This window comes from Spirochaeta dissipatitropha (genome assembly GCF_054657935.1).
Genome location: NZ_BAAHXT010000006.1, coordinates 166,018 through 180,721, shown reverse-complemented (window position 1 = coordinate 180,721; position 14,704 = coordinate 166,018). Strand labels below are relative to the sequence as shown.

Annotated in this window: 11 protein-coding genes; 2 read left to right on the top strand and 9 right to left on the bottom strand. The window is 47.8% G+C overall.

What is annotated here, in order from left to right; genetic code table 11:
* Positions 1-8: 8 nt before the first annotated feature.
* From ACYQ2L_RS09255 to ACYQ2L_RS09235, 5 genes are all read right to left on the bottom strand, one after another.
* A complete protein-coding gene (locus ACYQ2L_RS09255; protein ID WP_460054337.1) occupies positions 9-1,358 on the bottom strand; it encodes a hypothetical protein in 1,350 nt (449 codons plus the stop codon).
* A gap of 82 nt (positions 1,359-1,440) precedes the next feature.
* The gene (locus ACYQ2L_RS09250) at positions 1,441-4,470 is read right to left on the bottom strand and encodes a hypothetical protein (protein WP_460054334.1); all 3,030 of its coding nucleotides are present in this window, start codon (positions 4,468-4,470) and stop codon (positions 1,441-1,443) included.
* Between the two features lie 44 nt (positions 4,471-4,514).
* The gene (locus ACYQ2L_RS09245) at positions 4,515-5,315 is read right to left on the bottom strand and encodes a sugar-binding protein (RefSeq protein WP_460054330.1); all 801 of its coding nucleotides are present in this window, start codon (positions 5,313-5,315) and stop codon (positions 4,515-4,517) included.
* Between the two features lie 181 nt (positions 5,316-5,496).
* A complete protein-coding gene (locus ACYQ2L_RS09240; RefSeq protein ID WP_460054328.1) occupies positions 5,497-6,660 on the bottom strand; it encodes an ROK family protein in 1,164 nt (387 codons plus the stop codon).
* 115 nt (positions 6,661-6,775) lie between these two features.
* A complete protein-coding gene (locus tag ACYQ2L_RS09235; protein ID WP_460054326.1) occupies positions 6,776-7,660 on the bottom strand; it encodes a glycoside hydrolase family 16 protein in 885 nt (294 codons plus the stop codon).
* 123 nt (positions 7,661-7,783) lie between these two features.
* On the opposite strand from ACYQ2L_RS09235, the gene ACYQ2L_RS09230 reads away from it, so the two are divergent.
* A complete protein-coding gene (locus tag ACYQ2L_RS09230) occupies positions 7,784-8,134 on the top strand; it encodes a hypothetical protein (RefSeq protein ID WP_460054324.1) in 351 nt (116 codons plus the stop codon).
* Between the two features lie 21 nt (positions 8,135-8,155).
* Here the strand turns inward: ACYQ2L_RS09230 and ACYQ2L_RS09225 are convergent, their stop codons facing one another.
* From ACYQ2L_RS09225 to ACYQ2L_RS09210, 4 genes are all read right to left on the bottom strand, one after another.
* A complete protein-coding gene (locus ACYQ2L_RS09225; protein ID WP_460054322.1) occupies positions 8,156-9,337 on the bottom strand; it encodes an ROK family transcriptional regulator in 1,182 nt (393 codons plus the stop codon).
* A 153-nt stretch (positions 9,338-9,490) separates the two neighbouring features.
* Complete coding sequence (locus ACYQ2L_RS09220) at positions 9,491-10,585, bottom strand: carbohydrate ABC transporter permease (protein ID WP_460054318.1); 1,095 nt, start codon at positions 10,583-10,585, stop codon at positions 9,491-9,493.
* Between the two features lies 1 nt (position 10,586).
* On the bottom strand, positions 10,587-11,504 hold the full coding sequence (locus tag ACYQ2L_RS09215; RefSeq protein WP_460054315.1) for a carbohydrate ABC transporter permease: 918 nt from the start codon (positions 11,502-11,504) through the stop codon (positions 10,587-10,589).
* Between the two features lie 153 nt (positions 11,505-11,657).
* A complete protein-coding gene (locus ACYQ2L_RS09210) occupies positions 11,658-12,956 on the bottom strand; it encodes an ABC transporter substrate-binding protein (RefSeq protein ID WP_460054312.1) in 1,299 nt (432 codons plus the stop codon).
* Positions 12,957-13,156: 200 nt separating this feature from the next.
* Here ACYQ2L_RS09210 and ilvA point away from each other — a divergent pair, with 200 nt between their 5' ends.
* The gene (gene ilvA / locus ACYQ2L_RS09205; RefSeq protein ID WP_460054309.1) at positions 13,157-14,680 is read left to right on the top strand and encodes a threonine ammonia-lyase, biosynthetic; all 1,524 of its coding nucleotides are present in this window, start codon (positions 13,157-13,159) and stop codon (positions 14,678-14,680) included.
* Positions 14,681-14,704: the final 24 nt, after the last annotated feature.

Sequence of the window (14,704 nt, the reverse complement as noted above, 5' to 3'; positions counted from 1 at the left end):
TTCTTCTATTAATAGAAGTAGATGTTATCAATAAAGAACACTGCATTTTCTGATGTTGAAGAGATTATGAGCTGCTGGATATTATCTCGACTTGTCATACCAGCAAAATCATTCAGGTTCAGATCAAAACTGATCCATTCTCCTGTCGGTAAATCATCACCTGTGAATATCAACTCATGTTCAGTATTCGGGTCACCAAAATTAACAAGTTTTATCCGGAACTGATCTGCATTTATGTTCCAGACATCAATTCTGAAGTGAGTCTTCTCAGGATCTGTTGCATTCAAGCTTACGCCTTCAAACCCTGCCCAAAAATTACTTCCACTTAACTTAAGTACATTACTCTCGTCTTCAAGTTCTACAATCTCTATTGCAGCGCCACCACCACTCCAGCCAGCCAGAGCAGGAAGGTCAGTTGCACCATAAGTTGCTGAATAGAAGGCGTACACATCAGCCGCATCTTGGGTAGGTTCAGCTGGTTTTGCTTCAGGTGGAGGAATGATAACTGCGGACTGAAAATCACCCATTGCAGCAGACAATTCGATATAAGCAGCAGCGATCTCTATCCATGTCGAAACCGCAGCTGCTTCAGCTGCTGCAATAGCGGCTGTAAAATCATCTTTAGCCGCCTGAGGGACATCGCCGCCTTCTTCCCCCACTACGTGAGCACCATTCAAAGCCTGTGCTGCTTCAATTCGGGCATCCAGAACTGCAGTATCAGGGGCAACTTCGCCAGTGAACTGAATATCAGCAAGATATACAACCCCAGAGGCATTCTGAAGTAAAATACCGAATTGAACCTGATCAACAGCACGTATTCCAAAAACATCCAGATCAATTGTCATCTGCACCCAGCCGCCTTCCAGCTCAGTTACTTCATACAACTCCTGAGACTCTTCTCCCTTCACAAAATCAAACTCAAGCTCAGCATTTTCTGCGCCTGTCATCTGAACCTTGATTGAGTCGACATCATCTGATTTCACCTTGAATTCAAGTGTCTCAAACTGAGACAAGGTTCCGGGAACGATCCCCACAAATCCTGCGGCAACTGCATCAATATTCCAGCCAAATCCACTGGTAAGCTGAAGAACTGAGTTGTAATATGGGTCATTTTCATAGGTTACAATTGCTGTCCCCGAACCCCACGGATCGATGGAGGCATCAATACCGATTAGACCTGCTGTAGAATCAGCAGGCTCCGGTGTTTCTTCTGCTGGGCTTTCCTCAGCAGGGCTTTCCTCTGCTGGTGTTTCACCTACGGGTGTTTCATCTGTTAAGAAGTCATTTGGACAGCCGGTAAATACCAGCGCCGCTGCAAATACGATGCTTAAAAGCATCCATACTAGATTCTTTTTCATTTTTTCCTCCTGAAAAAATTGATCGCAATTTATGTATCCGGCCTACGGCCGGATCATTACACATTCTTATAGAGACCAGGCCTTAATAACTTATCTCCAGATACAATCCGGTGATTGTCTGATACCCGTCCTCCGGCTCTGATCCTGCTGAATATTCACCGAATGTCCGTCCTGTAGTATTCACCCCGATTCTCCCGGTTCGCTCGTAGAACGAAGGAATATCAAAGCCATAGGCCAGATCAACGGACCACTGCATTGGATAAGTCAGATTGAACTCACGGTGCCAGGTCTGAGGTCCCCAGGTATTCAGATCAATTGAGCCATCAAGCATTATTCTGCGGTAGCGCAGCGCCAGATCTCCGCCAAGATAATTGACAAGCCGCTCATCCTGTCCGGTACTCTGCTGGTGTCCAATCCGGCCGCCAACATTGGCCCGTAAGCCAGGCAGAGGATTCAGGACAATCCGGGCGACAGCCGACCACAGATGATAGGCTTCCGGCAGACCGTTCTCGAATGGGTACCAGTCACCTTCGCCTGACTTGAAGACCCCGGTATCCGTCGGCCCCTGATAGTAGGTGTAGAGAAGTGACAGTGATCCAGCCACAGTTGACCGTTCGCGATCCTTGTTGTTCCAGTCATGAAAATAAGTCGCACCTTCCTGGTCATAGGTCAGCACGAGTTCACCTTCAATAGTTTCCCTGTTCCAGAAAACCGAGAAAGGGTCATCTATTCTGTTTCGATTTGAATACAATCCTATCGGACTGAAAGGACCTACCAGAGGCTTTCTCCAGCGGACTTCCCCTTCAGCAGCGAAGTCTCCGTAGACAAAGCGCCCGCCGGCATTTACTTCCTGACGATTGCCACTGCCGGAATCTGCTTTCTGAAATCCAGATCTGGGAATCATGGGCTCGGCATTGGCGACCAGACCAGCATATAGATAACGGGCATAGAGCCGGGTATAACGGAAAATCTCACTTGCAACTGTCACCTTCCCGGCCAATGTATCCAGGTAATCAATCTCACCCTGAAAGAGCAGATAATCTGAATTCAGATATCCCTGTCCCTCATCTGTCGGCCTGCTGTATACATACTCCTCACCAATCTTCTCTGCTCCTGAGTGCAGAACAGCTGCATCCAGTGAAATATAGGGCATGAGTTCAAAGCCGCTGGATATACTTGCCTTACGACCAGCCTTTTTGCCAGGTTCTGCACTCTCGGTTTCAAAAAGCTGCTCACGGTACATAAGTCCCAGATCAGCGCGAGCATTGCCCAGAGAAAATTCATTATAGTAATTTACCGCAACTGAGGGCTCGGCACCCCAATACAATTCAGGACCGGCGGCTATACGCAATCCGTCAAGCGCTCCCTTCATCTGCAGCTCAAGCCCGAATGGTGCATCCGAACCGGCAATATCCATGTTAAAGCGATCCCAGGCTTCCGGCTTCAGATTGAAGGGGTCACCATGGAGCATCCAGTCAGGCCTTCCGCTTCGGTAAAAACCTTCGAGCAGGAATGCAGGATTGTCATACTCAAATTCAGCAGAATAGAGCATAGCGTTAACGTCCGTCTCTCCAGAGGCACTGTCATACTCATAGTAGGTAGCGTATGCACTGTGCTGCAGGAATGCCGGCAGGAGAGGATTCCGCCAGAATCTCATCTCGGCAGTTCCGCTGAAGTTTTCATAGGGCTCGAAGCCAAATGTCAAGCCAAGCTCCTGACCGGATCTAAGTTCGGCATTTGTCCGCCAATCGTCCTCGATTGCGACATCATCAAGCTCTGCTGAAGCAGAAAAGCGCAGGAAAAATCCGTCGAGGCTAATCGGCTTGAAAGCCAGCGCTTCTCTAATTCCCATAGACTCACCGCGCGCAAGGTGCAAGCCGGACTGTATGGAACTGAAATGCTCTTGTATATCCTGCGTTGTAGAATCATAGAGTGACAGTTCCCAGAGTTCTCCCAGCATGTAGAAGGCAGCTCGGGGAATCCGGCGGTGTACACCGTTCATTTTCCGCTCACTGAGGGCAATAATCCCGAACCATTCCTCATTCATATTGTTGAGTCCCGGTGCAGAATCGTGAAAATATCCGCCGTTTCTCCAGGAACCTTCCGGATTATGAACATCCAGATCCGCTTCCTGCTTATGCTTCCACCATTCATCCATCCACTGGAAGACAAATCCACCAATAGCATTCTGTGATTTTCCTTTTCCATAAGCCTGCTGATATATTTCAAGCCACTGATGGAAAAGAAAATATGCCTGATGATACTGATCTTCCTGCTTCGTCAATGCATTGTAGGCATCAGCACCGAATTCCGCATACACAATGGGTAGGTCCAGTTCGGCAATTGCTCTGTAGAAGAGATCCCCGGATTCAACACCGCGATAGGTATTGACCGAAAGCACATCCAGACTCGGAACAAGCTCTTCAATCAGATTAAGGTATTGAATATCACCATTTACAAGGCTGTATACGGTATCCGGATGGATCTCCTTGGCCTGTGAAATTGCTTCTTCAAACAGGCTGTACATGTATGCAGCCCGAGCTTCGTTCTGCTGACCTACCGGCAGGTCCTGAATAATATTCGACTGCCATTCCAGGCCGTAGTTGTTCTCGTTTCCGAACATGAACATAAGCACGCCCGGCACGTCCTTGTAGAGTTCGACTGCGGACAGTGCCTCATCCAGAATAGCCTGGCGGCTGTAGAGGTCAGAATAATCGGTATTCGGCCACCAGATTCCCCGTGCGCTGACGCCGTAACGTCCGAACAGGGGATTCACCACGGTGTAAATACCATGCTGCCGGTACAGGTAGGTAATCCATTTCGGGGGCACATCCGAGAAAACACGGATTGCATTCACACCTATTTCTTTCATGAGGGCTGCATCACGGTCGATATTCTCCCGGATAATCGACTCAGGCTCTGACCAGAGGTCATAGGTATAGTTTTCGCCAATCGGGGTATAGGACCAGACGACACCCTTTACTTCAAAGGGTGCACTGTCGACCATCAAGCGATAGCCGTTCGCACTTCTTTCAATTGCCGAGTGAGTACCACGGCTCTGCGCTGCTACACTACCACCACCAACAAGAAGCAGCATTACTGACAGCAACATACTCACGGATATTAATTTTGTTCCAGATAACTTCATTTTCATTTTTACTCTCCGTCAGGCCGCACGATTATTCCATCACCCCATGCGGATGGGTCGTAATAGACATCGTCTGCCGGGCTCATCCAGTGAACCATTCGCTCGCGCTCACCCCTGTCTGCATCATTGATCTGGAATTCCACCCTGATTCTCTGCCCCGGACGCAATGAGCTGATATTCAGCACATCCAGCGGTACAGATGCCTCGATAATGTAGCCATGATCATGGAACTGAACGTGTCCCTTCATCTGGCTGGTCATTTCCACATCGTTTACCGCTGCCCTGAAAGCAGAACTGTCGGTCTTGCTTACAGGCACCAAACGGATCTGGTTATCTCCAGCTGCATATCGAGTATGAGTTCCAGTTTCAGTTCCGATAAAGATTTCTACAGAATCCCCGCGCCAGGCCAGGCCGGGTGAAAACAGATTTTCGTTGGGAACGTTGTCACGGATATTCGCCAGCATAAACAGCTGCTCTCCGTCGGTAGCCAGGGAAAACTCTCCCGAGGTTATATCCGGATTATAGGACCCGCCATATACCATTACTCTTGGTACGGCAGTAATCAATCCATTCCACTTCGATATATCGCCATCCACAACGAAGGGCTCGTCCAGCCAGAAAACTGGTGCAACCTCGCCTACCGGGGGATCGTACTGCTGTATTGCCTCATCCACTTCCACTACCCGCGGCGGTGGAATCGGCACTCTGGCAGTAGTTGTAAGACAGCCGGTGAACAGTGTAGCCGTCAGCAGCACAGCGCTTACTATAAATCCGGCCGATGATTGTTTCCGGATTTTCCCATTTCGCATTCAGCACCTCCAAAATTACATTCAACATAGTTAATGGTTTGTTTGTGGTCACCATCAACATAATAATAGGTGATTATGAGGCAGATTGTTTCAGCTGTCAACAAATATTTTACTGAATTTTTTAGAGGCGCTTATTCAATTGCATTTTGCGTGAGAATTCGAAAGAGCGTTCTTTCCGATTCTACAGAAGTGGGTGTACATGACTCAGAAGATCAACCCCGCACGGGTATAGATCACCTTCACTATTGTATCTGGGGACCGAGAAGAGCCTCTGCATAAACATACAGGCAGCTCCAAAGGCCACAGTTTCGCGACCGAGATCCGCAAAGCGTACGGTACAGTCTACGACCGTATCATATGGCCATTTCGCCTGGATTGCAGCCCGCATCATTTCTGTGAACTCTTCTTTTTTATGAAGCAAGTCACCGATAATGACTATCTCACTCAGGTTGAATACGTTCACCAGAAGGGCAGCATTGTCGGAAAACTCACCGAACACACGGCTCAGAACATCATCATCACGGGAGACCCTCGCCGCTTCTTCATCCGAGATGCTGAACTGTGTTGAGTGGTTTCCGTATGCAAAAACACTCTGGAATTCTCCAGCTGAAAAACTGCTTCCGTAATGTACATGCTGATTTATGACTATACCGAGCCCTACCCCTATTCCCTGCTGCTCTTCCTGCCCTATCCGGGTTCGCCTGAACTCAACCAGCACACAAAGAAAATTGTCAGGGGTATCTCTCCGCTGACGGAACAGTTCAGCCCAGCAGCAGCTGTTGGCATCGTTTTCTATGAGTACAGGTACATCAAAATACCGATTCATCATCGAAGCAACATTAACCGGAGCGTAAATATTTAGAGGATTTGAAAGCAGAACAATGCCTTCCAGCGGTTTGACAATGCCAGGCACCGATACTACTACACCTAGCAGTGGTGAATCCATATCTTTCGATGCTTCCCGTGCCTGTAAGGCAATTACCTCTATGACTGAGTCTATAGTTGACTCAAAAGCATGTTCACCAGCCAGAGAAAACAGTATCTCCCCCTTGAGATTCACAATTACCATGTACCAGAAATCGGTTTGCAGCTCGATTCCGATTACATGACCAAGGTCATAATTCAGCTCCAGAAAAACAGGCTTTCTGCCACCCTTCGGGGTAGAATCTCCCTTTTCAAGGAGCCGTATAACCGAGCGGTCTACCAGGGAATTGATCATCTTGGAAACCGTCGATCGGTCCAGTCTCAGCTCCTGTGCAATATCCGGTCGGCAAATCGTTCCCTTGTTGTACAACATCTGGAGAATTCTTGACATATTTATACTGGATACACGATCGACTGTCATACCTAACCCCTTTACTCACGGAATAGTACAGCAGCAGCGAGGCTTATGCAAGAAATATCTCTGGTTCTACCGTCGATCCTGCGAAGAGCGGCCAGCTTTGCACCAATGCTCAAGCTTATTCCCTCATTTCAAATACACGCACATAATCAATCTCCATCTCGGCTGGAAAATAGTCAGCACCAGACGGAGGATTCCCATCAAACCATCCACCAACGGCAAGATTCAGAATAATATGGAAGGGTTGATCAAAGGGTGCAGGGAATTCGTTGTATGACCCTTCCGGATTCATAGAAAACCATTCCCGTACCGTATAATATCTCCTGTCGTTTACATACCAACGGATTTCCCCTTCCTCCCATTCAATGGCATATTCATTGAAATCGGTCGTGAGTGTATTCGGCAGGTCGTAATCATTATGTCTATATGTATTATCCGGCCATTGGCCGCCAAAATGGATTGCTCCTGAAACAGATCCTGTATTACTTCCCCTGGCTTCCATAATATCTATCTCTCCGGAGGCTGCCCAGGTTCCGTAGGCTTCTGGGGGTTCAGGCATCATCCAGAAAGCCGGCCATAATCCCTGCCCTTCAGGCAAACGCATTCGCGCCTCAATTCTCCCGTATTTCCATGAATGCAGCCCGCGTGTTACCAATCTGGCACTGGTATATGAGCCGCTGCCCAGGGCATCCGAGCGACTTTCCTTAACTGCTCTGATAACGAGTTTGTTGTCGCGAATAAACACATTCTGCTCATCGTTCGTATAGTACTGCAGTTCATGATTACCCCACCCGGGAATTCCTCTGACAGAACCATCTCCAAGATCAAAATCCCAGTTCGACAGATCCAGCTCAGGTGAAGTAAAATCATCTCCCCATACCAGTGCCCAGTCACTATCCGGGACGGGTTGATTAACTCCTGCATCGGCCCATAGCCAATCACCTATGCAGCCGGAGAAGAAAATTACTATTACAGTTATAAATGCTGACTTGATTAAAAACATACCTGAGTATCTCATGGTTTGTTTGTGGTTGCAATAAACAATCGAGAAAAACCAGAATATTTTCCCCGTGTACTCAATGCGGATGAACATCTCTGCTGTATACACATATAACAGGAGATAGAAATGAAAATACCCCCTCACTGCCCAAACTGTACATGTGATAACCATGATCCCGAGCAGATTCAAAGCACTGGTCCCCGAAAATGGTTCTGGCTGAAAGGCAGGCGTCATTCAGAATGTGCCGGAGACTTCCAGCGATTCCAGTGCAAGTCATGCGGCAGATACTTCAGCGAGCGAACCTTTTCAATTGATTACCGTGTGCACCATATCGTACCCTACCGTGGTATTATGGAGGATCATAAAAATGGCCGGACATTTTCCGAAACCCTACGAAGGCGAGGAATCTCAGCTGCTATTCGAAGGAACAGGGTACTGAGAATACAGAAAATAGCGGGTACACTGGAACGAACCTGAACTCAGGACCAAGCCATGAAATCAGACAGTATGCTGACTTTCCAGACCTCCAGAGTCAAGAAAACGTCTGAGCAGGACACTCATCGGGCTCTGCTCTTCCAGCTGCAGGTTATGATTGGAAAGCACAAGCCGCTCCTTGATCTGCTGGAGATCAATACCGCTCAACCGTGATAACTCCATCTGCAGATCGAAAAGCAATTCCGGTATTTCAAAAATGAATCCATAGAGCATTATCAACTCTGGATCAAACAGCATAAAGGTATTACAGAAGGAAACTGCCATCGCATGAACCGCAACCCGGAAGGCAGCCGCAACTTCGGTATTCCCCGCATAATACATAGCTACCAACTCCGCTTCAGGCAGATCAGGAGCAAGCTGAAGTGATTCGCGGATTGACCAGGCAGATGCTACGGTTTCAAGACAACCGGTCTTGCCGCAGCAGCAGCGTTTGCCATTGTCAGCAAAGAAGGTATGACCGATTTCACCGGCGGTATGGGTATATCCCGAATAGAAATTCCCCTTGATTATAAAGGCAGAGCCGATACCATTCCCGTATTTAACCATCATTGCATTGTCCGGAGGTGTCGGACGACACGAGAAATATTCTGCCTGTGCCAGGGCACGAACATTATTATCTATAAAGACCGGCATTCCCGTTAAACCCTGCAATTCCTGTACGAGACTGCAGGGTTCCGGCAGCAATGCCCAGGCATGCAGAACGTCTCCCTGATCCTGGTCCACGACCCCGACTATGGAAACACCTATTCCCAGGCAATCCCCTGCCTTGCAGTCATTAGCACTGAGTAAATCCCGGATCGACTCAGCCAGTGCCTCAAGAAAATCCTCCGGGCTCCTGTCCGCTGTTTTGATCGGCCTCCGGTCAATGAGGTCAAGCTGCATGGTCCCCAGGCAGGCAAAACTATTACCTGTTTCTATATGAACACCGACCAGCAGGCGGTAATCGTAATTAATATCGATAAATTTCTGCGGTCTGCCAACAGATTGACTGCGATTATCCAGCCCCGCTTCTTTAATGATTCCCTCGGAAATCATTGCATTCACATTAATCGTGATTGATGCAGGCGTAAGCTGCATAATCCGGGCGAGTTCTTTCCTCGAGGTTTTCCCAAGCCTATGGAGATTGCTCAGGATCTGGGCACGGTTCCCTTGTTTTACACTGAGCATATTGCCACCGACTGTCATGACTTCCTCCCGCAGAACATTATCAGCATAAACCGGAGTACCAACATACCGCAATACCCTCTGGAAACCTTGCACACTCAGCCCAGAGAAAAGAAAAAGCCGGCGGGTTTAGTTCCGCCGGCTTCTCATGCAACAGGTTTGTGCGCCCCAGGTTTACCCCTTGACTGCTCCCGCAACAACACCACGTGTTATTCGTTTGTTGAACGAGAAATACACAATAACTGCTGGCAGAACAGAAATTACAAGGGCTGCCATCTGCCACCCAAGCTCCACACTGGTCTGACTGGCAAAGGAGAACACCCCTACCGGCAATGACTGAGTGGCTCTGCCGCCGACCACGAGGACCAGCAGGAATTCATTCCATATCCCGAGACCCCCGACTATCGCAATGGTAATAATTACCGGTGTAGTCATGGGTACAATAATCGCCAGGAAGATTCTCCAGTGAGATGCCCCGTCCATCTGGGCAGACTCGATAATACTGTCAGGAATACCCCGAATAAAACCCTGGCAAAGCATGACCGCCAGAGGCAATCCAAACGCAATGTAGACAAGAATTATGCCGTAATGATTGTTAGTCAGACCCAGATTTGACAGCATTATAAAGAGGGGTATCATGAGCGACGGTATACTCAGCAGATACCCAAATGCAATGATCCTGCTCAGGTGACGGGAAACAAAGGTAAAGCCCATCTTTGCAAAAGCATAGCTTGCCATAAGCGCAAACAGCAGCTGCAGAGAGGTAGAAACCGTTACATAAATCACACTGTTCATGAATTTCTCACCCAGTGATCCACGTTCCCAGGCCGAAGAATAGTTGTAGATAAATGTTCTCCACAGTACTCCCCGGCGCACTGAAGGAGGCAGGTCATTCACAATCAGTCGATCCCCGACATCCAGTGCCAACAGCTCGGGAGTCAGGCTATCTGCGTCAAGAAAATGCCGGTACCTACGGATCGTCGTAGACTCAATTGCAAGATAATCACCTTCAAAGGAACGATCAGGATGACGCTCATCTACTACCCGGTATACATGATCCCCATCAAACATCAGCATACTCGGTAATGCAAATATATCTCTTGTGAGTTCAGAATTCGTCTTGAAAGATGAGTAACCCATCCAGATCAGAGGAAGGACTGTGAGCAGTGTCCAGCTAATAAAAACAAAATACGATATGGACTGGTATACATAGTGAGAGCTGCGTCTCTTGCTGGCCCCAACTATAGTATTTGTTGTATCAACACCCATTTTAATGCTCCTCTCCGGTTCCGAATTTCTTGCCCACAAAATTAGCAAACATAATGATACTGATACTGATCAGGACTATTGCATTCGCAATAGCGGCTCCGTAGGCAAAACGAAGGTCGTTGCTCCTGTCCTGGAAGGCTTTCTGATACATGAAAATCGGCAGAACCATGGCATTATCCCGCTGTATACCCTGGGTTGTCATTGAAAAGATAAGGTCAAAACCCCGGAATGAACCCGCAATGGCCAGGATCGCATTGATCAATATGACGCCGGATAGCAGTGGTACGATGATTTTCAGGAAAATCTGGGATTCCGATGCCCCATCTATCTGAGCAGCCTCTATCATTCCAGTGTCAATTTTCTGCAGGTTAGCCAGGAAGATGATCATAAAAAAGCCTGTATAAATCCAGATCAGTGCAAAAGCTATCGGAATCATAACGGTTTCCGGGTACAGCATCATAGTAAACTGCCTGGTGGGATCACCGCTCACCAGCTGAATCAGTCTGGAAACAGGACCATTCGCCAGGAATATTCTGCGCCACAAAATACCAATAACGATTGTAGACAGGAATTGTGGCATGAAAATCATTGCCTGGAAAAACGCCTGCTGCTTCACCAGTTTCCTGAACAGGATATATGCCAGTATGAAACCAATAGGAATCTGACCAAAAACTGAAACCCCTACGACTATCATATTATTTCTGAAAGCATGCCAGAAATCCGGATCCCGAAACATGGTTGTATAGTTGGATAAACCCAGGAAGCTCATTGGCTGATTCCTGAGAGGATTATAGTCTGTGAAACTGATTACAATGCTGTTCAGCACCGGATACGCAATGATCAGCAAATAGATGACCAGTGCCGGCATGATCATGGAAAGATACACCGCAACATCTTTTCCACTTGCACGATTCTTCATTATAAATCTCCTTGAGACCGGAATTGCAGCGCTTTATGCTGAACGGACTCATATAAAATACTCAAAATTAGTAACTGCCGCCAGGCAGAACGGAAATACCGTTTTTCACTATAAAAAAACCGGCCTGACATGCAGGCCGGTTGATTGAGACGATCAGCGATTAACCCGCTGCTCGACACCGGCGGCAACTTCTTGTGGAGTCGCACGGCCGACAACAATATTCTGCATACCTGTGTTCAGGAAGTTATTGGCTTCGCCAGGAACGAAAGCATCAACAACACCTACGGTAGGTCCAACAATATCCATAAAACGCAGCTTTTCAGCACTCATGTGTGGCAGATCAGAAGGGATTACAAAATCTTTCAATACAGGAGCTACAATCGCACCTTCGATCAGATCACGGGTCTTGTTCTCATGACTGTTCATGAAGTTCAGGAATGAAAGCGCTGCATTAAATACAGCCTGATCACCTTCATAGGCAGCTCGGGTAATTCCGTAGCCAACACTCAGCGCACCAGCAGCAGATCCTGCCATTGCCGGTTTTTCACCTGGAAGTGCAGGTATCGGCAGCATTACTACATCTGCTGGATCAAGCTGTGAGTCTTCAATCCCACCAGCTCTCCACTGACCATCAATCATGAACAATGCCTGACTGTTGGTGAAGTTGGAAAGGGCTGCACCATAATCGGTCAGAATTGCAGTGTTGGAAAGGACACCGTCATCAACCATGGTTTTCAGGAACGCAAGACTGTCAACAAAAACCTGATCAGTAAATGAATACTGTCCTTCCATAGCCTTTGCAAGCCAGTCAGCCTCACCGCTCATGCGGGAAATAACTGTACCAAGAACACATGAGTTCCATACCCAGCCTTCAGCACCAGCCAGTGCAACTACTTCTACCCCGGCAGCCTGAGCAACAGGAACCATAGCCACAAGATCTGCATAGGTTTGTGGAATATCCAGACCAAGTTCAGCAAGCAGCGCAGTATTGGTATACATTACCGATGTAATATTGGCAGTTCCGTTTGGAACCTGGTAGATCTCACCGTTAACATCATGCGGATCGATCAGATCGAAATCATAGTAGCTCGGATCAATAAAAGACCTATGGTCAACATACTGATTTGAATCGCGCCATGCCTGACCAAGTGCATCTACCCACATGTATGCCATATCCGGCACATCATTGGCAGCAAGCCGGGCCTCTACCTTCTGATGATAGGCCTGGTCATACAGCAATTCATAATCAATTCTGATTCCAGGGTTAGCAGCTTCAAAATCAGCTACCATATCCTCGAAATCCTGACCTTCCTGACCGGACTGATCACCATATGCCAATACGTCTATAACGATCTGGCCTCTGGCGGTTTCAGATTGACCTGCGCTGGTAAAAAGCATTCCAGCAGCAACAACAGCAATAATAATGAAGCCCGTTGTGACTCTCATTTTCATGCGCACCTCCTCGCAATTGCCTAAAAATTTCACTGATCACCTGATCAGCTAAAAACATAGTACGCCCGGTTCTTCTTCATGTCAATGTTTTTTTAATGAAAAAACAAAGCTCTTTACACTTTACCATCCCGAATTGTGGACTTAAAGAACACATATTGCTTACTTGACAGCCTTCTCCGGCTTTTCTATGCTGATTCTCAATGACACTGGAAACCTACGTAAAAAACATTCTGAATGCCCGGGTATACGAAGCCGCACGGGAAACCCCGCTGGAATTTGCAAAAAACCTCTCTGTCCGTATAGGTCACAGTGTCTTTATCAAGCGTGAGGACCTACAGCCGGTATTCTCATTCAAGATCCGCGGTGCCTATAACCGCATGGCAAACCTTAGCGATGAACAGAAGAAGAAAGGCGTAATCTGCGCCTCCGCTGGTAATCATGCGCAAGGCACAGCCTACTCCGCCAATCTTCTGAAAATCCGGGCAACCATTGTCATGCCCAAAACCACACCGGAAATCAAGGTCAAAGCAGTCCGTAGTCATGGCGGCTCCTTTGTCAAAGTCATACTCACAGGAGATGCCTTTGATGAGGCCGCTGCATATTCCAGAAAACTGATGGAAGAACAGGACCTCACCTATATTCACCCGTATGACGATCCCCTCACCATCGCCGGACAGGGAACCATTGCCCGGGAAATACTTCAGCAATGCAGCAGACAGATTGATGCTGTCTTTGTTCCCGTCGGAGGTGGTGGTTTAATCGCAGGAATGGCTGCCTATATTAAATATCTTCAACCAGACATTCGGGTAATTGGTGTTGAATTCGAGGAATCAGCCTGCCTTCACGCCGCTATGGAAGCCGGTGAACGTGTCATTCTGGATCAGGTTGGCATATTTGCCGACGGAGTGGCCGTCGCGCAGATTGGAGAATATACCTGGGAAATATGCAGGACTTGTGTCGATGAGGTGGTCACTGTCAACTCCGATGAAATATGCGGAGCAGTGAAGGACATGTTTGATGACACCCGTTCTGTTGCCGAACCTGCCGGCGCCCTCGCATTAGCAGGTGTCAAGAAATATGCCAGCAGACATCCGGAACTGAATAATCAGACCTATATAACGGTAGCCAGCGGTGCAAACATGAATTTTGACCGCCTGCGCTATGTTGCAGAGCAGGCCGAGGTTGGTGAAGAAAGAGAAGCATTGCTGGCAGTTACCATTCCTGAACGGCCAGGAGCCTTCCTCCAGTTCTGCAGCCTGCTGGGTAAAAGAGCAATAACCGAATTCAACTACCGATACGACGATGATCATATAGCAAATATTTTTGCAGGTATACAGATTGAGGGGGACTCAGAGAAGCGGGATCTGATTGATACACTCCTGACAGCTGAGTACCAGGTACTGGATCTTACCACTAATGACATTGCTAAATCACATATTCGTCATATGGTTGGAGGGAAATCCCATCATGCATCAGATGAGGTGTTATACAGTTTCGTCTTTCCGGAGCGCCCGGGAGCCCTGGTGCAGTTTCTGAAAAACCTCGGAAAACGCTGGAACATCAGCCTTTTTCACTACCGGAATCACGGGGCAGCATACGGCAAAGTTCTCTGTGGCTTTCAGATTCCTCTGAATGAAAGACAGGACTTCCAGATTCAACTGGAGAAACTTGGTTACAGTTGCAAGGATGAAACTGACAACCCCGTATACAGAATCTTTCTCTAAATCAGCCACACGATTGCAGTTCCC